The organism is Campylobacter concisus (assembly GCF_002165785.1).
Taxonomy (GTDB): Bacteria; Campylobacterota; Campylobacteria; order Campylobacterales; family Campylobacteraceae; genus Campylobacter_A; species Campylobacter_A concisus_W.
Map to the genome: position 1 here is coordinate 104,273 of NZ_NDYO01000001.1, position 16,820 is coordinate 121,092.

Below are 16,820 nucleotides of genomic sequence, written 5' to 3' on the forward strand. Positions count from 1 at the left end.
ATTTGCAAGTTTATATCCATGTGCCATTTTGCGAAAGCAAATGTCCTTATTGTGCCTTTGGCTCAAGCGACGACGAATTTAACAAGGTTAGCAACTATTTTAAGGCACTTTGCTTTGATCTAAATTTTCAGCTAAAAAGCCAAGATGTAAAAGAAATTTCTACTATCTTTTTTGGCGGCGGCACACCAAGTGCAGTAAATGCTAAATTTTATGATGAAATTTTTAGCATTTTAGCGCCTCTTTGCACACCAACAACTGAGATCACACTTGAAGCAAATCCAAACTCAGCAAGCCTTGCTTGGCTAAAGCATGTAAAAAATTTAGGCGCAAATCGCATAAGCTTTGGCGCTCAAAGTTTTTTTGAAGATAAGCTAAAATTTCTTGGGCGTATTCACAGCAGAGAGCAAATTTTTAAAGCAGTTGAAAATGCCGGGGCAGCTGGCTTTAACAATATAAATTTAGACCTCATCTATGACACCAAATTTGACACTAAAAAACGCCTTTTAGCTGAAGTGGCAAATTTAAAAGATCTTAATATCACTCACCTTAGCGCATACTCGCTCACACTTGAGGAAAACACCCCATTTGCTGGCAAAAGAAGCTATAAAAAGGATAGCGACAGCCTGGCTAAATTTATGATAGAGCAGATTGAGCGAGCTGGCTTTGGGCAGTATGAAATTTCAAATTTTGGTCAAATTTGCAAGCACAATCTTGGCTACTGGCAAGGCAAAAATTGCCTTGGCGTGGGCGCTTATAGCGTGGGCTTCGTGGACGGCATCAGATACTACGCCAAAAATAGCATAGATGACTACATCTTGCAGCCAACTTATAGAGAAGAAGAAATTTTAAACGAGAGTGAGCTAGCAAGAGAGCATATATTTTTAGGGCTTAGAAGCATAGTTGGCGTGGAGGCTGGACGCTTAAGTGAGGCTCAGATAAAAAGAGCAAATATACTTGTAGAAAATGAAAAACTGCTCTTTAAAAATGGCAAATTTTACAATCCAAATTTCTTACTAAGCGACGAGATCGCACTCTTTATCGAGGGCTAAATTTATAAAATTTTGAGCAAAGTCAAGATAAAATACAAAGCTTAAATAAAATTTAATAGAGGCAAAAATGTTTGGAATGAGTTTTTCTGAAATCTTAGTTATCGCCATTATTGCAGTGTTAGTTTTAGGTCCTGACAAGCTGCCAAGTGCGATGGTTCAGATTGCAAAATTTCTAAAAATGTTTAAAAAAGGCATAAATGACGCAAAATCAACATTTGATCAAGAAATGAAGATAGCTGAGCTAAAAGAAGATGCCCAAAAATATAAAGAAAGCATAACTAAAAGTACGCAAAGTGTGCGCAAAAAGCTTACTTTTGAAGAGCTTGACGAGATCAAGAAAAGCGCAAGCGACGTCACTGAAAGCATACAAAACGTCGTAAGCGACACGAAAAAAACGGTAAAAAATATACAAAATCCAACAAATTTAGTTAAAGATGCGATCTTAAACGATAAAAAAGAGGCGTAATGTTTGAAGAGCTAAGACCCCATTTAATCGAACTTAGAAAGAGACTTTTTATAAGCATAGTAAGCGTTTTTGTCTGTTTTGGCATCTGCTTTACGTTTTGGAACCCACTGCTTGCATGGATGAGTGAACCGCTAAAACAAGTCTTGCCAGCTGGCTCAAATATCATATTCACTCAAATTCAAGAGCCATTTTTCACCGCGATGAAAGTTGCATTTTTTGCTGGTGTTGTGATCGCACTACCTATCATTTTTTGGCAGTTTTGGTTATTTGTCGCCCCTGGACTTTATGATAATGAAAAAAAATATGTGATCCCATTTGTCATCTCAGCTTCATTTATGTTTGCGTGCGGGGCGGCGTTTTGTTACTACGTGGTCATCCCACTTGGCTTTGCATTTTTGGTAAATTTTGGTGGCCAGCTCTTTACGGCTCTACCAAGCATTGGCGAGTATGTTGGCTTTTTTGCAAAACTACTAATTGGCTTTGGAATTTCATTTGAGCTACCAGTAATTACATTTTTCTTAGCAAAGATCGGACTTGTCGATGACAAGATGCTAAAAGATTACTTCAGATACGCTGTTGTTATTATCTTTATCTTTGCAGCCATCGTTACACCACCTGATGTGATAAGTCAAGTCTTAATGGCGCTACCACTCATCGGACTTTATGGAATTTCAATAATCGTCGCCAAAAGAGCTAACAAGAGCGACGATGAAGACGAAAAAGAAGAACAAGACAGCGACGTAGCAAGCGATGAGTAATATAAACGACGTCTCAAGTTATGATTATTTTTTGCCGGAAGAGCTCATCGCAAAAGAGCCAGTTTTGCCAAAAGAAGAGGCAAGATTGCTTGTCTATTTTAAAAATACAAAAGAGATAAAACACTACAAATTTAAAGATCTCTCCAGCCTTATTCCAGATGATGCTGCAGTTATTTTTAATAACACAAAAGTTATCAAAGCTCGCATTTTAGGACAAAAAGAAAGCGGCGGGGCTTGCGAAGTGATGCTAAATCAGCCCATAGGCGAGAATAAATTTAGCGTCTATATAAGAGGCAAAGTAAGCTCTGGTAGCGTTTTAAATTTTCCTGATAATCTAAAAGTCAATGTCCTTGAGCTAAATGACGATGGCACAAGAGTGGTAAATTTTAGGCAAAATGGTGTTTTGCTTGATAATGTTCGCCTTTTTAGTGAGCTTGAAAAGATTGGTCACGTCCCGCTTCCGCCATACATTAAAAGAGCTGATACAAAGGATGATGAGAGCTGGTATCAAAGCATATTTGCCAAAAATAGTGGTGCAGTGGCAGCTCCGACAGCTAGCCTTCACATAAGCGAACAAATGCTAGAGCAGATAAAAGTAAAGCATGAAGTCGCCTACATTACGCTTCACGTTGGCGCTGGGACATTTAAAGGTGTGGAGTGCCAAAATATAAATGACCACAAAATGCACTCAGAATTTTACGAGCTAAGCGAGCAAGCTCAAGAGATTATAAATTCTAATAAACCAATCCTTGGCGTTGGCACGACGGTTACTAGATGTGTTGAAGAATTTGCAAGAAGCAAGCAAGCAAGTGGCTTTTGCAAGCTATTTTTAAACCTAAATAATAAGCCTATCAGGCAAAACTACCTTCTTACAAATTTTCATCTACCAAAATCGACTCTAATAATGCTAGTTACTAGCTTCATAGGGCTTGAAGAGACGATGAGAATTTATAAAACGGCAGTTGATGAAAAGTATAGATTTTACTCATATGGCGACGGGATGTTGATAATATGAAAGATAAACCTATAGATATCATAAACAGAATGGAAATTTTTCTTAGTGCCATATACCAAGATGCACAAGACACTAAAAATTCCATCATTTTTAGCTACGATCCAAGTTATCCAAGGCTTTTAAAATTTGATGCCACAAATCTCATAAAAACACTTGAAAATATTTGCAAATTTTTCCTTTACTCTACCGAATATGCAGACATTTACATTCTCTTTCAGCTTAAAAATTATAGTCCCAAATCTGTACATTTTGACATTAAAATAAAATCTAGCCATAGCGTAATGAGGCCAAGCCACTACTACCTCAGCAAGATAAATGACTATCTAAAAAAAGCAAATGAATCTATGATCTCTCATAATGATGGAGAATTTTTAATATCTTTTAGCGCGGCACTAACGGGCGATAGAGCTAGCCAAAGACAAATAAATATCAAAAATCAAACAAATACAAATATCTTAGTTGCTTGCGATGACGATGCTTTGTTTGACACCATTAGTGCTCAGATAAATTTTTTAGGTCTAAAGGTTATCGGCAAAAACGACATTAGCAATCTAATGAGACATATAAAAGATTCTATTTTTACCCCATTTGTTATTTTTATCGATAGTAAAATTTTAAAAGATGAAGCGATGCTAGAAGATATACTTGAGTTTAAAAATATTAAGAATTTTCGTATCGTAGCCATTTGCAAAAGCGATGAGTCAGCTAACGATCTGCCAAATCATGTCACGGTATTAAAGCAGCCTTTCAGCACAGATAGCTTTCAGCTAGCTTTTAAAAATTCACTCGAAAAATAGACCGATTTTTACTTTTTAATTTATCCCAAGATATCTTTTTAAAATAATAGTGGCTGAAATGCTATCTAGCCTACCATCTCGCTTTGTATTTGTGTAAATTTCACTAGCTTCACTGCTGCTAAAGGCTTCATCTTGATAGACAATATTTGCCTTTACATCAAGAAGTGAGACAAAATGCTCGATGCGTCTTCTCATCTCATCTTCGCTACTACCACCGATTGGTACGCCCACTACCAGCGTATCTGGGGCATATTCATTTACCTTTTGACTCACATCTCTTGCGGCTTGGTTTCTATTTTTTCTAAGCACTGGCTCAAGCGGAGTCACGATCTCGCCAAAACCAAAGGCAAGTCCTATTCGCTTTAGTCCAACATCGATCGCCATAAATTTCTCTCTCATAGCACGCTCTTTACTCTTAGATTTGAAATTTCAACCAACCCTTCAAGCTCGTACTCATAGATGATATCGCCAAATTTTGCCAAAACTTCATCAAGACTTACGCCATTTTTACAAAATTCTAAAATCTCATCACTAGTTTTTTCTTGCTCTTTAATCTCGCCAAAAAGTGAAGCAAATTTATGATAGTCATCAATAAGCTCGGCTTTTTTATTTGCAAGCAAAAAATTTGTTCCATCGCTTTCGCCCATGCGTTGTGGCAGTACATAAACTGGAATTTTAAGCTCATTTGCAAGCCTTGCACTTTGCATCGAGCCACTTTTAAGATCAGCTTGCGCGACTACTAGAGCTTCACAAAGCCCCACAACTATGCGGTTTCGCTCCAAAAATCTATAAGCAAGTGGCGGCTCGCCTTCATCATACTCACTAAGTGCCAAGGCTTTGGTGTAAATTTCATTTATTGCCACTTTATTTTGGCTTGGATAGATAGTGTCAAGTCCGCTCGCAAAAATGCCAATTGTTCGTGGCATAGCAGCTTTATGAGCTGCGATATCAACGCCGATTGCTCCACCACTTACCACACAGATATTTGCACTTTTTAGTGCTGTACAAAGTGCCGTAACGCACTCTTTTGTATAAACACTTGCCTTTCTTGAGCCAACAACTGCGATCTTTGGTAAGGATAAAAGCGAAGTATCTCCGATAAAATTTAGCTGTTTTGGTGGATTTTTTAGTCTATTTAACGGCTCTGGAATAAAGTCGAGTCTCATAAAAGATCTTTTAAATAAACCACATCAACATCTTTTAAAAGATTATTTTTGCTCTCTTTTATCACTGTGATCGTATTTTTCTTTGGATGCCCGATGGCGATTGCGTAGCCTCTTTTTTTAGCCAAATTTACAGCAGCCACAAGCTCACGTCTAACGGCACTAGCCGATGGATCGTCGTCTAAAAATATATCTCTTGAAATGTATGGCTGATTATGTTTTTTTGCAGCTCTTGCTACTGCGGTTTGAGCGATAGTTTTGCTGTCAACAAAGACAAAGCCCTGCTCTATCAGCGCCCTATAAGCCTTATCCATAGCATCAAAATCGCTTGTGAAGCGTGATCCTGTATGGTTGTTTGTATATTTTGCACGCGGGAAGTCTTTGCGTATCTTTTTTATCTTCTCAAGCATGCTCTCAAAACTCTCGTTGATCGTGAGAGTGCCTATCTCTGGGCTATCAAAGTGTTTTGCTTGCATCGGAAGATGTATCATATAAAACTCAAATGTTCTTGCGATATTTGGAGTGTCTGGATGAGTCTTTGTCGCTGGAAAAATAGACGGTGTGATTTTTAGGCCAAGCGACTTTATCATACTTGCATGTTCAAATGTCGCCACATCGTCTATTATAATAACGAGCTTTGCGCGCCCCTTTATGCTAGCGCTTGGCGTAAAAGGTACCGCTTCAAAGCTATCTTTTTTTATATTCTTTTCTTCATATTTTGTTTTTTCTATCTTTTTGATAGTTAAATTTTCAGCTTTTTTAGCTGACTCGACTTTTGTGTTCTCGCTTTTGAATTTTTCTTTTTTTTCTATTTCAGCGCTTTTATTTTGATCGACTTTTACTTCAAAATTTTGAGGTTTTAACTCGGTTTTTTGTTCGGTTTTTGAGCTATAAAATGGCTCTATCTTTTGTTCATTTTCTATTACACTAGGCTCTGTATTTTTATAACTTGCAAGTAAATTTTTAGTATCGTTTTGCTCTTTTTTTATCTCTTCTTTTTTGGCTTCACTCTTTACTTCAGCTATCTTTTTTTGCTCTTTTGGCTCAACTTTTGAATTTAAAACAAGCTCACTTTTATGCTTAGGATCGGTAAAAATTTTACTTAAATTTTCATCTTCATCAAATTTTAGAGGGTATTTTCTCTTTTCGTATTCTTGTTTTTTCTCTTTACTAGCAACCTTTGGCTCAGCTTTTTTTAGAATTTGCTTCTCTATCTTTGGCTCATTTGCTTTGCTTATCTGTTCTGCACCATTATTTTTTATACTAAGAGCTACGCTAACTGCTATTATCAAAATAGCCGCGATAATGCCGATACCAAGATAGGTTTTATTGTGAGAGCGACCTGCACTCTTTTTTGTAGGTCGCTTCTTTGTAGTCTTTTTTTCGCTCAAGGCTTAGTTTTTATTTTGATCTATAAGTTTGCCGTTAGTTATCCAAGGCATCATCGCGCGAAGTTTTTTGCCAGTTTGATTTAGCAAGCTTCTCTCAGCTATACCGCGTTCAGCGTTCATTCTAACATATCCTGCTTTTCTCTCTAGGATAAAGTCTTTTGCAAATTTACCGTTTTGAATCTCTTTCAAAACTTCTTTCATGGCTTTTCTGCTCTCTTCGCCAACCACTCTTACACCGCTTACGTAATCACCATATTCAGCGGTATTTGAGATAGAGTAGCGCATATCGGCCATGCCACCTTGATACATCAAATCAACAATTAATTTTAACTCATGCAAGCATTCAAAATACGCCATCTCAGGCTCATAACCAGCCTCTACAAGCGTATCAAAGCCAGCATTTACTAGTGCGCAAAGACCGCCGCAAAGCACAGCTTGCTCACCAAACAAATCTGTTTCAGTTTCATCTTTAAATGTTGTCTCAATAATGCCGGTTCTACCGCCACCTATACCGCAAGCATAGCTTAGAGCGATCTCTTTGGCTTTTCCACTTGCATTTTGCTCAACAGCGATAAGATCAGGTATGCCGCCACCTCTTACGAACTCACTTCTAACTGTATGTCCTGGAGCTTTTGGAGCGATCATAATGACATCTATATTTGCTGGAGCTTTTATCTGGCCAAAATGAACGTTAAAACCATGTCCAAACGCGATAGCAGCGTGATCTTTTAAATTTGGCTCGATCTCATTTTTATAAATTTCAGATTGAAGCTCATCTGGAGTTAAAATCATAACCACATCAGCGCCCTTTGTAGCTTCGCTTACAGTTCTTACCTCAAAGCCTTTTGCTTCAGCCTTTGCCCAGCTTTTGCCACCTTTTGAAAGACCAATTACAACGTTTACACCGTTATCTCTTAAATTTTCAGCATGTGCATGACCTTGTGAACCAAAGCCAATGATTGCTACTTTTTTACTTTGAATAAGGCTTAAATCGCAGTCTTTATCATAATAAACATTTATAGCCATTGTTACTCCTATTATTAAAATTTGGCAAAATTATAACTTTAGCCAGCAAAAATTCGGCTGAAATATATAGAAACTCTTTTTAAGTTTTATGATAATTTATTTTGCTAAAATACGCTGAAAATTCAATAAAAAGAGATAACTCAATGAATGAATCAGTTTTTAAAAAGATCAAAGCACTTCCACCGCTAGATGACACAGTTATACAAATTCAACGCCTACATGCGGATGAAAACAGCTCAATAAGCGATCTTACAAAAGTAGTTGAAAAGGATCCGATGCTAACAGCCAATATCCTACGTTCGGCAAACTCTCCACTTTATGGATTTTCTCAAGAGATCACAACCATCGCAAGAGCTATTTCTCTTTTTGGTATGGCTACCATTCGTGGTTTTGCGCTTTCAAGCACCATTAAAAAGAGTTTTTCTATAAATTTAGAGCCTTATGGCATTACTACACAAGATTTTTTAAATATCTCGATAATACAAAATGCACTGATGTACAATTGGCATTCTAAAGTTAATCCTAAAAGTCTAGAAATTCTCTCTCCAGCTTCATTTATGCTTGAGATTGGCAAGATAGTTCTTGCTCATGAATTAGCTGAAAATAAGCAAGACGTCGAATTTAGAGAAAAACTTAAAAATATATCTAGCCCAATCGATCTTGCCCTATTTGAAACAGAAATTTTAGATATGTCAAATGAAGAAGTTACAGCTAAAATTTTTGAACAATGGAACCTTGAGACAGAGCTTAGCAGCTCAATACTCTATTCAAATAATCCAGAAGAGGCACCAGATCATATAAAAGACTATGCAAAAGCCCTAAAAGTGATAAAAACAGCTGTAAATATTTTTAATCAACTTGATGATATAAGCATACAAAATACTCTACCTCTTCTTGACGAATACGGCTTTAGACATGATACGTTTTTAATGGCTGTCGCTAAAGTCAAAGATAATTTGTGAAAGAATTTCTAACATCACTACTAGTTGGCATCAAGGAGAAAGAAGTTTCAAACGAAGATAAAGAGATTTTACGAAATCTCTTAAATCTTGGTGCCGTAAGCTCCCATAAAGATAAATTTTACCTAAACAATGGCTACGTCTGCGGCAAGCTAGACATCAGTCAAAATGCAACTGGCTTTATCATGCCATTTGATAAACGCTTCAAGCAAGATATCATCGTAGAAAATAAAAATTTAAACAACTCTCACCTTGGCGACATCGTGTTAGCAAAGCTTTTGCCACTTAAGAAAAAACGCCAAAGTGCAAAGATAGTGATGAGCTTAAAGCTTGCCAATGAGACAAGCGTGGTCTATACAAAACGCTTTGGAGCGGCCATTTTAGGTGTAAATTTAAAAACTGGACTAAGCACGACCTTAAAAGCGACGCAAAAAAGCCTAAAGATGCTCCCACTTGGGACGCTACTTAAGGTAAACAACCTAAATAACGAAATAGTCGAGGTTTTAGGAAATTTAGACGACCCATTAAGCGATGAAAAAATTTCGCTTGCTATTTATAATAAAAACGATAAATTTAGCGAGGCTTGTGAGCTTGAGGCAAAGGCTTTTGGCGATGAAGTCGATGCTAGCATGTATCCAAATAGAGTTGATCTAAGAAATTTAGAGTTTTGCACGATCGATCCAGTCGATGCCAAAGACTTTGATGACGCCATATATTTTGATGAGGAAAAGCGTGAAATTTACGTCGCTATCGCCGATGTGAGCGAGTATGTGACTGCTTATAGTGCCATTGATAGCGAGGCTAAAAAAAGAGGCTTTTCTATCTACTTTCCGCACATTTCAGTGCCGATGTTGCCGCGCGCGCTCAGTGAAAATATCTGCTCGCTAAAGCCAAATGTGCCACGCCTTGCATTTTGTTTTAAAATTTCACTTGATGCGAATAATGAGGTAAAAAAAGAGGAGCTTTTTGAGACGATCATCCTTTCAAAAAGGCGCTTTAACTACGACGAGATCGATGAAATTTTAGAAGACAAAAGAGAGTGTGAAATTTCATGGATCAAGCCGCTTTTTAAACTCACCACAAAGCTTCGCAAAAAAAGGCTTTTGCACGCATTTGACTTTAGGACAAAAGAGCTTAGAATGAGCCTTGATGATGAGGGACAAATTTCGCAAACTAGGTTTGAAAGCGACTCCGACTCGCACAGACTTGTTGAGGACTGCATGCTTTTGGCAAACAAAGCCGCCGCAAAGCTCATCACAAAGGGCGTTTTTAGAAACCACGCATCGCCAGATTTTAAAAAGATAGATACCTTGCTTGAGGACTTGCAGCTTTTAGGGCTTGACTTTACCTACGAGAGTGACCTTGCAAATTTGATAAGAAAGATACAGCTAAAAGCTGATGAACTTGGCAACCGAGAAGAGATAGATAAGCTCATCATCAAGTCTCAAAAAAAAGCTGAGTATTCAAGTGAAAATTTAGGCCACTTTGGGCTTGGATTTGATAGATACACGCACTTTACAAGCCCTATTAGACGCTACTCTGACCTTATTTTACATAGGCTCTTAAAGGCTAAAATTTCAAAAGATGACAAGCTTTACAACTTCTTGCTTTTAAACATCCAAAGCACCTGCGCAAATTTAAGCGAGCTTGAAAGAGAGGCTGACAAGGTAGCTTATGACTTTATGGATAGGAAATTTGCACGCTGGGCGGCTGCAAATATCGGCAAAGAGGTGCGCTGCTATGTGAGCGAAAACCAAAATGTCTTGGTTGCTAAGCTTGATGATTATTTTGTTGGAGCTAGAATTTTTATAACTGGATACAGCGCAAATTTACTTCAAAAGCTTGTCGTAAAGATCACAGAGGCCGACATCGCAAGTGCTAAAATTTTTGCAAAAGTGGTAAGAAAGATCGATGTATAGAAAGGATTTGGAGCTAAATTTAGCAAATGCAAATTTAAGCAACTACTTCTTGCTTTTTGGGGCAGATGAGTTTCAGATCGAGCTTTTTGGCAAGGAAATTTTAAGCTTTTACTCAAGCGAAGATACAAATTTATTAAGCCTTTATTTTGATGAGTACAACTACGCGCAGGCAAGCTCTCATCTAAGCGAACAGTCACTTTTTGGCGGCAAAAATATCCTTTATATAAAAAGCGACAAAAAGATCCCAGCAAAAGAGCTAAAAGAGCTCATCTCGCTTTGCGCAAAAAGCCATGACAACTACTTTTTGTTTGAGCTTTATGAGGCCGATATGAAGCTAGTTTTTGATACGCAAAAGGCATTTGGGGCAAATTTCGCTAGATTTTTTAAGCCTTCAAACCCAGATGAAGCGATAAATTTACTAGCCAAAAGCTCAGCCAAAATAGGCCTAAACATAACCAAAAATGCACTTTATGAGCTTTACTTTACGCATAATGAAAATTTATACCTTGCAGCAAGCGAGCTGACAAAACTAAAGAGCCTAAACACTCACATCGAACAAGACGATGTAAAAAGGCTAGTTTTTGGACTTGGCGGGATAAATTTTGATGACTTTTTCAATAAATTTATGGCTCTAAAAGATATAAAAAACGACTTTTTTACCTACTTAGAAGATCCAAATTTTAATGAAATTTTACTTCTAAACTCACTTTATAAAGCATTTTTTAGGCTATTTAAAATTTACTCTTACATCAAGATAAATGGCCGCTTAAATTTAGACGAAGCGATCGGCTATCAGCCACCTGTAAATGTGGCAAATTTACTAAAAGCAAATAGCTTAAAACTAAGTTTAAATGCCTATTTAGAGATATTTAAAACACTAAATTTAGCCGAGCTAGAGCTAAAAACAAATACAAAAATGGATAAAGAAATTTTTGTTTTATCAACCATTTTAAATCTGCAGCACCTCATATCAACAGCAAATATTAAGTAAATTTAAGCTAAAATCCACCCTTGCTTAATGCAAAATCCTTGCTCACAAAGTGAGCTAAATATCCATAAGGAGAAAAAATGAAACATTACGAGCTTTTATTTATTCTTAAGCCGACATTGACGGAAGAGGAAGTTAAAGCTAAGGTTGACTTCGTAAAAGAAGTCATAACAAAAAACGGTGGTGAGATCGCTACTGTCGTTGAGATGGGCACTAGAAAACTAGCTTATACCATCAAAAAATATGAGCGTGGAACATATTTTGTTATCTACTACAAAGCTCCACCAGCACTTCTTGCAGAGCTTACAAGAAACGTAAGGATCACAGAAGATATCATAAGATTTTTAAGCGTTAAATATGAAAACAAACGCGAAATCGCAGCTTGGGAAAGACTTTGCAAAGGTATCAAGCAAACTATAAAAAAAGAACCTCGCGAGCCAAGAGCACCGCGCGAACCAAGAGCTGAAAAAGTAGACGAGCAAACATTTACAGAAGAATAATCAAGGATAAAAAATGTTCAATAAAGTAGTACTGGTTGGGAATTTAACAAGAGATATCGAGCTAAGATACACTACTAGTGGATCTGCTATAGGAAATTCCGGTATTGCTGTTACTAGAAAATTTAATACTAACGGCGAAAAACGTGAAGAGACATGCTTTATTGACATATCGTTCTTTGGTAAATCAGCTGAGATAGCAAATCAATATTTAAGCAAAGGCTCCAAACTTCTGGTTGAAGGAAGATTAAAATTTGATCAATGGACCGACAATAATGGACAAAACCGTTCAAAGCACTCAATCGTAGTTGAAAATATGGAGATGCTTGGTGGAAATAGCGGAGCTAATGGACAAAATCAAGGTGGATTTAATCAAAATAGTTCGTACTCACAACAACGAAATAATGGTTCAAATAATAGCTATGGCAATGGTGGATATCAAAATTCAGCACCACAAAGACAGCAAATGCAACCACAAAATAAAAAAGTACAAGAAGAGTACTATGAGGAGAAAATCCCTGATATAAACATTGACGCCGATAATTTTGATGGCGACAACGAAATACCGTTTTAATTTAAAGGATAGAAAATGGCAGAAAAAAGAAAATATTCACGTAAATATTGCAAATTTACAGAAGCAAAAATTGATTTTATAGACTATAAAGATACTTCTCTTTTAAAGTATTGTTTATCAGAAAGATTTAAAATTATGCCAAGACGTTTAACTGGCACATCAAAAAGACACCAAGAGATGGTAGAAAAAGCGATCAAAAGAGCTCGTCATGCAGCTATTATACCTTACATAGTAGATCGTAAAGATGTAGTTTCAAATCCTTTTGATGGACTATGATTATTTAACTTATTAAGCCCCTATTAACGGGGTTTAATCCTAATCTTAAATATCCTAGATTCATGTTCTTATAGATTTTTATTTATTGACTGCAGTTTAAAATATTTTTCAAGTACTATCTATAATTTTGGTTTAACTTACACGAGACAATTAGAATTTATTCAGGTGGATATCTCAAATATATACTGTCTTTAAATAACTCTATAGCATCAATTTATTAGTTCAAAATAATTTATTTAGCCATATGTACAATCAATATCGTTGATCCATATTATTCACAATTTTTACCACGAATCACGCATCATCTATCGTATAGCAATAGCTGTCCACATAATGCTAAAAGACAAGGTACTTAAATGTAAATAAACTTTATTCAATAAATCCAATATTCATCCATTTGGTGTTCATATATCTTGCAAGTGGTATTTATCATGTATTTTTCAAATCAACTGATGCCAAACCAACCTAACCATGCAACAATGTTAACTAAAAACAAATTTTAAGCATCCTTTTCTTGACATGTAATAATGTTTTTTGTATAATCTCAATTCTTTTTTAAGTAAATGTCTTGCTAGCTCAGTCGGTAGAGCATCTCACTTTTAATGAGGGGGCCGTTGGTTCGAATCCAACGCAGGACACCATTTTTGGGTTTATGACCCTTTCGTCTAGTGGCTCAGGACTCTACTTTCTCTGTGTAGAAACAGAGGTTCAAATCCTCTAAGGGTCGCCAGATATTTTTAAATTTTAGGTCGCTTAGCTCAGTTGGTAGAGCGCCACCCTTACAAGGTGGATGTCATAAGTTCGAGTCTTATAGCGACCACCATTTTAGGTGCAGCGGTAGTTCAGTTGGTTAGAATGCCGCCCTGTCACGGCGGAGGTCGCGGGTTCGAGCCCCGTCCGCTGCGCCATCTATTATTCTTTAACTTCCATTTTTCCCAGTTATTGCTGTTCTTAAAAATAGTGTTTTTATTAAAAAATTTATGCTTTAAAAATTTATACGTAAGACAAATTAAAAATAAAATCTAAGTTATCGCCACTAAATTGCATATATTTAAAAATAAATCTTTTACTAAAATTTCTAAATAATTGATACAAGACAAATCAAAATTAATATTTTTATCTCTAAGTTATCAAAAAATCAATATAATCGTAAAAATTTAATAAGGAAAATTTATGACACTTGAAAATGTATTAAAAGCGATTGAAGATATAAAAAATGGCAAAATGGTAATTATGGTCGATGATGAGGACCGTGAGAATGAAGGAGACTTGGTTTTTTCAGCGGCAAGCAGCGATATGCAAAAGGTAAATTTTGCGATCACTCATGCAAAAGGTGTACTTTGCCTTGCAATGGATGAAGCAAACGCAAAAAGACTTGATTTGCCACTAATGGTTTCTAAAAATACATCCAGTCACGAAACCGCATTTACTGTCACGATTGATGCAAAGGAAGCAACGACAGGTGTAAGTGCTTATGAGCGTGATATGACGATTAGACTTGCTGCTAGTACTGATTCAGTGCCTGAAAATTTTGTAAGGCCTGGGCATATATTTCCGCTTATTGCAAAAAAAGGCGGCGTACTCGTTCGAACAGGTCACACTGAAGGATCAGTTGATCTTTGCAAACTTGCTGGCGTTAGTCCAATGGCAGCGATTTGCGAGATCGTAAAAGAAGATGGCACAATGGCAAGACGTGATTATTTGGAGGAATTCTGTAAAAAATTTAACCTAAATATGATAAGCGTTTCTGATTTAGTAGAATACAGACTTAGCCACGAAAGCTTAATAGAAGTTTCGCCTGCAAAGAGTGTAAAAATCTGTGGTTTTGAAGCAAAAAGATATGACATAAAAGATCACGAAAATAAAAATCATGCTGCCTATGTTTTTGGAGAGATAAAAGCACAAACTAATGTAAAATTTCAAAAAATAAGCAAAGACCATGAGCTTTTAAGCGGAGATAAATTTGATAATTTATTAAAGTCGTTGGATTTTTTAAGCAAAAATGGTGGAGTGTTGCTATTTTTAGACAGTAATAAAAGCGATGCAAGCTCACAAAAAGATTATGGCATTGGGGCACAAATTTTAAAGTATTTTGGTATAAGCGAAATTGAGCTTTTAAGCTCAAATAAAAATAAAGAATTTGTAAGCTTAGCAGGTTTTGGTCTTGATATAAAAGGCTATAAAGAAATTTAATTTTACAACGTTCTATTTAGTGCGGATATCAATCGTCCTAATAGCAAAATTCTTCACTTGGAAAAATTTTGCTCTTTACATCATTTGCGTAGGATTGCACACTCTTTCTTACAATATCCGCTCCATCAAGATAGCGTTTTACAAATTTTGGTTTAAAGTCTTCAAAAAAACCAAGCATATCAGACCACACAAGCACCTGTCCATCGACGTTTACTCCAGATCCGATACCAATAACTGGTATATGAACTTGCTTTGTTATCTCACTAGCCACGCTACTCATCGTACCCTCAAGCAAGATACCAAATGCTCCAACTTGCTCAAACGCCAAAGCCTCTTCAATTAGTTTTTTTGCCTCGATCTTGCTTCTGCCTTTTATCTTATATCCACCTTCAAATTTATAAAACTGAGGCTTTAAGCCAATGTGAGCCATAACGTTTATACCCTCTTCACAAAGACGCTTTACTAAATTTACTTGATGCATGCCAACTTCGAGCTTTACCGCATCGGCATTTGTCTGTTTGAAAAATTTCATCGCATTTTTTATCGCTTGCTTTTCATTTGTATAGCTGCCAAATGGCATATCAGCTATGATAAAAGTATTTTTAGCTCCGTTACAAACGGCCTTTGTATGATAAAGCATGGTATTCATGTCCGCACCTATCGTGCTTTCTTGCATATTAAAACTCATATTTAAGCTATCGCCAACCAAAATAATATCAGCATAATCATCAAAAAGCTTAGCAAATAACGCATCATAGGCAGTTATCATTACAATAGGCTCAATGCCTTTTTTATTTTTTATATCATTTATGCTTAGTTTTTTCTTCTGAGTTTTTTCATTTTTCATTGCAAGCTCCAAGGATTTTAGCTAAAAGGCTAACAATTTTATCAAATTTTTGCTACAATTACGCCAATTTCTTAAGGACATAAAAATGGGTATATTAAAAAGGCTTGAAATAGATTACTCTTATGATATAGTTGAAGAATTTTTATCTCACTATGCTTTAATGTGCGATTTACTCGAGCCTTTGATAATAAATTTAGAAAGAGCTGATAAATATAAAGATAGCATCCTAGAGCTTACTAGGATTTTTCATAATATTAAATCAGCAGCAGGATTCATGCATCTTGATCCGATATTAAAGCTTACAACTTTAGCTGAAGAGATAACTCAAGAGGCAAGAAGTCTAAAGGGTCCAGCAAATGATAAATTTATAGATTGGTTACTACTTATTAGCGATCAGTTTAATAAATATAAAGATGACGTCGAGAACGATTTTGAATATTTTAGTGTTCTTGAGCCAAAAATCATTGATGTGCCTGCAAAACTTAACTAAATAATTCACTAACCATTTTATTTTTTTGGGAGCGACTTGGCTTCGACAGGAGCAGAGTGTGTACGGTGGCACGTCGCTTTGAGCAAAGCGTAAAAAGCTCAAATTAAATTTAAACGCAAACAACGTTAATTTTGCTCCTGCTTACGCTAAAGCTGCGTAAGTTCAGTTGAGCCTTGCTTAGTCTAATTCTAGCTAGGACAAAAGCAAGCAATTTAGCTAGAGTAGGCTCGCAAAGTGACTGCTTGCTAGCTGAAATTTTAGTCTTAGTCTAAATTTTGGTTTTGGAAAGTGAGCCTTTTTAGATGAAATTTTCACTTTTGCTAAGCGTGTAGAGGCTGTATGTATTTTGTTTTTGGACAGGGGTTCGATCCCCCTCGCTTCCACCATTTTTATCTAAAATACAAATAATTTT

Annotated in this window: 18 protein-coding genes, 4 tRNA genes and 1 other RNA gene; 18 read left to right on the forward strand and 5 right to left on the reverse strand. The window is 36.3% G+C overall.

The genetic code is table 11. The annotated features are described in order from the left end of the window. Window positions 1-2: 2 nt before the first annotated feature. The 5 genes from hemW to B9N62_RS00580 all read left to right on the forward strand — a co-directional run bounded on the left by hemW (window position 3) and on the right by B9N62_RS00580 (window position 4,085). Window positions 3-1,049 (forward strand): radical SAM family heme chaperone HemW, encoded by a 1,047-nt coding sequence (gene hemW, locus B9N62_RS00555; RefSeq protein WP_087583913.1) that lies wholly within the window; start codon window positions 3-5, stop codon window positions 1,047-1,049. Window positions 1,050-1,116: 67 nt separating this feature from the next. Continuing rightward, window positions 1,117-1,515 (forward strand): Sec-independent protein translocase protein TatB, encoded by a 399-nt coding sequence (tatB, locus tag B9N62_RS00565; protein ID WP_087583914.1) that lies wholly within the window; start codon window positions 1,117-1,119, stop codon window positions 1,513-1,515. Next, complete coding sequence (tatC, locus tag B9N62_RS00570) at window positions 1,515-2,273, forward strand: twin-arginine translocase subunit TatC (protein ID WP_021091515.1); 759 nt, start codon at window positions 1,515-1,517, stop codon at window positions 2,271-2,273. The genes tatB and tatC overlap by 1 nt, the downstream gene beginning before the upstream one ends. Then, window positions 2,266-3,288 (forward strand): tRNA preQ1(34) S-adenosylmethionine ribosyltransferase-isomerase QueA, encoded by a 1,023-nt coding sequence (gene queA / locus B9N62_RS00575; RefSeq protein ID WP_087583915.1) that lies wholly within the window; start codon window positions 2,266-2,268, stop codon window positions 3,286-3,288. Before tatC ends, queA begins: the two co-directional genes overlap by 8 nt. Then, the gene (locus B9N62_RS00580; RefSeq protein ID WP_087583916.1) at window positions 3,285-4,085 is read left to right on the forward strand and encodes a hypothetical protein; all 801 of its coding nucleotides are present in this window, start codon (window positions 3,285-3,287) and stop codon (window positions 4,083-4,085) included. The genes queA and B9N62_RS00580 overlap by 4 nt, the downstream gene beginning before the upstream one ends. A gap of 15 nt (window positions 4,086-4,100) precedes the next feature. Here B9N62_RS00580 and ruvX read toward each other — a convergent pair whose 3' ends face one another. The 4 genes from ruvX to ilvC are packed head-to-tail and all read right to left on the reverse strand — an operon-like array spanning window position 4,101 to window position 7,665. Next, a complete protein-coding gene (ruvX, locus tag B9N62_RS00585; RefSeq protein WP_087583917.1) occupies window positions 4,101-4,484 on the reverse strand; it encodes a Holliday junction resolvase RuvX in 384 nt (127 codons plus the stop codon). Beyond that, window positions 4,481-5,251 (reverse strand): DNA-processing protein DprA, encoded by a 771-nt coding sequence (locus B9N62_RS00590; protein ID WP_087583918.1) that lies wholly within the window; start codon window positions 5,249-5,251, stop codon window positions 4,481-4,483. The genes ruvX and B9N62_RS00590 overlap by 4 nt, the downstream gene beginning before the upstream one ends. Beyond that, window positions 5,248-6,639 (reverse strand): divergent polysaccharide deacetylase family protein, encoded by a 1,392-nt coding sequence (locus B9N62_RS00595; RefSeq protein WP_087583919.1) that lies wholly within the window; start codon window positions 6,637-6,639, stop codon window positions 5,248-5,250. Before B9N62_RS00595 ends, B9N62_RS00590 begins: the two co-directional genes overlap by 4 nt. Before the next feature lie 3 nt (window positions 6,640-6,642). Further along, window positions 6,643-7,665, reverse strand: coding sequence for a ketol-acid reductoisomerase (gene ilvC, locus B9N62_RS00600; RefSeq protein WP_087583920.1), 1,023 nt, complete (start codon window positions 7,663-7,665; stop codon window positions 6,643-6,645). A gap of 143 nt (window positions 7,666-7,808) precedes the next feature. Between ilvC and B9N62_RS00605 the strand changes: the two genes are divergently transcribed. From B9N62_RS00605 to B9N62_RS00655, 11 genes are all read left to right on the forward strand, one after another. Next, a complete protein-coding gene (locus B9N62_RS00605; RefSeq protein WP_087583921.1) occupies window positions 7,809-8,627 on the forward strand; it encodes an HDOD domain-containing protein in 819 nt (272 codons plus the stop codon). Beyond that, window positions 8,624-10,543, forward strand: coding sequence for an RNB domain-containing ribonuclease (locus B9N62_RS00610; RefSeq protein ID WP_087583922.1), 1,920 nt, complete (start codon window positions 8,624-8,626; stop codon window positions 10,541-10,543). The genes B9N62_RS00605 and B9N62_RS00610 overlap by 4 nt, the downstream gene beginning before the upstream one ends. Next, window positions 10,536-11,534 carry a DNA polymerase III subunit delta gene (holA, locus tag B9N62_RS00615; protein WP_087583923.1) on the forward strand — a complete coding sequence of 333 codons (999 nt, stop codon included), beginning with the start codon at window positions 10,536-10,538 and terminating at the stop codon, window positions 11,532-11,534. Before B9N62_RS00610 ends, holA begins: the two co-directional genes overlap by 8 nt. 77 nt (window positions 11,535-11,611) lie before the next feature. Next, on the forward strand, window positions 11,612-12,031 hold the full coding sequence (gene rpsF, locus B9N62_RS00620) for a 30S ribosomal protein S6 (protein ID WP_004317779.1): 420 nt from the start codon (window positions 11,612-11,614) through the stop codon (window positions 12,029-12,031). A gap of 13 nt (window positions 12,032-12,044) precedes the next feature. Then, window positions 12,045-12,602: a single-stranded DNA-binding protein gene (locus B9N62_RS00625; protein ID WP_087583924.1), complete on the forward strand. Its 558-nt coding sequence runs from the start codon at window positions 12,045-12,047 to the stop codon at window positions 12,600-12,602. A 15-nt stretch (window positions 12,603-12,617) separates the two neighbouring features. Continuing rightward, window positions 12,618-12,878 carry a 30S ribosomal protein S18 gene (gene rpsR, locus B9N62_RS00630; protein WP_021091467.1) on the forward strand — a complete coding sequence of 87 codons (261 nt, stop codon included), beginning with the start codon at window positions 12,618-12,620 and terminating at the stop codon, window positions 12,876-12,878. Between the two features lie 565 nt (window positions 12,879-13,443). Further along, window positions 13,444-13,519 (forward strand) — tRNA-Lys (locus B9N62_RS00635). Between the two features lie 13 nt (window positions 13,520-13,532). Beyond that, window positions 13,533-13,608, forward strand: a tRNA-Glu gene (locus tag B9N62_RS00640). 17 nt (window positions 13,609-13,625) lie between these two features. After that, window positions 13,626-13,701, forward strand: a tRNA-Val gene (locus B9N62_RS00645). An 8-nt stretch (window positions 13,702-13,709) separates the two neighbouring features. Next, a tRNA-Asp gene (locus tag B9N62_RS00650) sits at window positions 13,710-13,786 on the forward strand. Between the two features lie 265 nt (window positions 13,787-14,051). Further along, on the forward strand, window positions 14,052-15,071 hold the full coding sequence (locus B9N62_RS00655) for a bifunctional 3,4-dihydroxy-2-butanone 4-phosphate synthase/GTP cyclohydrolase II (protein WP_087583925.1): 1,020 nt from the start codon (window positions 14,052-14,054) through the stop codon (window positions 15,069-15,071). Between the two features lie 37 nt (window positions 15,072-15,108). Here the strand turns inward: B9N62_RS00655 and panB are convergent, their stop codons facing one another. Beyond that, window positions 15,109-15,918, reverse strand: a complete 810-nt coding sequence (gene panB, locus B9N62_RS00660; RefSeq protein WP_087583926.1) for a 3-methyl-2-oxobutanoate hydroxymethyltransferase — start codon at window positions 15,916-15,918, stop codon at window positions 15,109-15,111. 85 nt (window positions 15,919-16,003) lie between these two features. Here panB and B9N62_RS00665 point away from each other — a divergent pair, with 85 nt between their 5' ends. Together B9N62_RS00665 and ssrA are read left to right on the forward strand one after the other, a co-directional pair. Further along, window positions 16,004-16,408: a phosphorelay protein gene (locus B9N62_RS00665; protein ID WP_087583927.1), complete on the forward strand. Its 405-nt coding sequence runs from the start codon at window positions 16,004-16,006 to the stop codon at window positions 16,406-16,408. 27 nt (window positions 16,409-16,435) lie between these two features. Further along, window positions 16,436-16,794: a transfer-messenger RNA gene (ssrA, locus tag B9N62_RS00670) on the forward strand. Window positions 16,795-16,820: the final 26 nt, after the last annotated feature.

Bases quoted from the DNA above. Each gene is read 5' to 3' on its own strand.
- tatB (WP_087583914.1), top strand. From the start codon at position 1,117: ATGTTTGGAATGAGTTTTTCTGAAATCTTAGTTATCGCCATTATTGCA.
- tatC (WP_021091515.1), top strand. From the start codon at position 1,515: ATGTTTGAAGAGCTAAGACCCCATTTAATCGAACTTAGAAAGAGACTT.
- queA (WP_087583915.1), top strand. From the start codon at position 2,266: ATGAGTAATATAAACGACGTCTCAAGTTATGATTATTTTTTGCCGGAA.
- B9N62_RS00580 (WP_087583916.1), top strand. From the start codon at position 3,285: ATGAAAGATAAACCTATAGATATCATAAACAGAATGGAAATTTTTCTT.
- ruvX (WP_087583917.1), bottom strand. From the start codon at position 4,484: ATGAGAGAGAAATTTATGGCGATCGATGTTGGACTAAAGCGAATAGGA.
- B9N62_RS00590 (WP_087583918.1), bottom strand. From the start codon at position 5,251: ATGAGACTCGACTTTATTCCAGAGCCGTTAAATAGACTAAAAAATCCA.
- ilvC (WP_087583920.1), bottom strand. From the start codon at position 7,665: ATGGCTATAAATGTTTATTATGATAAAGACTGCGATTTAAGCCTTATT.
- B9N62_RS00605 (WP_087583921.1), top strand. From the start codon at position 7,809: ATGAATGAATCAGTTTTTAAAAAGATCAAAGCACTTCCACCGCTAGAT.
- holA (WP_087583923.1), top strand. From the start codon at position 10,536: ATGTATAGAAAGGATTTGGAGCTAAATTTAGCAAATGCAAATTTAAGC.
- rpsF (WP_004317779.1), top strand. From the start codon at position 11,612: ATGAAACATTACGAGCTTTTATTTATTCTTAAGCCGACATTGACGGAA.
- B9N62_RS00625 (WP_087583924.1), top strand. From the start codon at position 12,045: ATGTTCAATAAAGTAGTACTGGTTGGGAATTTAACAAGAGATATCGAG.
- rpsR (WP_021091467.1), top strand. From the start codon at position 12,618: ATGGCAGAAAAAAGAAAATATTCACGTAAATATTGCAAATTTACAGAA.
- B9N62_RS00655 (WP_087583925.1), top strand. From the start codon at position 14,052: ATGACACTTGAAAATGTATTAAAAGCGATTGAAGATATAAAAAATGGC.
- panB (WP_087583926.1), bottom strand. From the start codon at position 15,918: ATGAAAAATGAAAAAACTCAGAAGAAAAAACTAAGCATAAATGATATA.
- B9N62_RS00665 (WP_087583927.1), top strand. From the start codon at position 16,004: ATGGGTATATTAAAAAGGCTTGAAATAGATTACTCTTATGATATAGTT.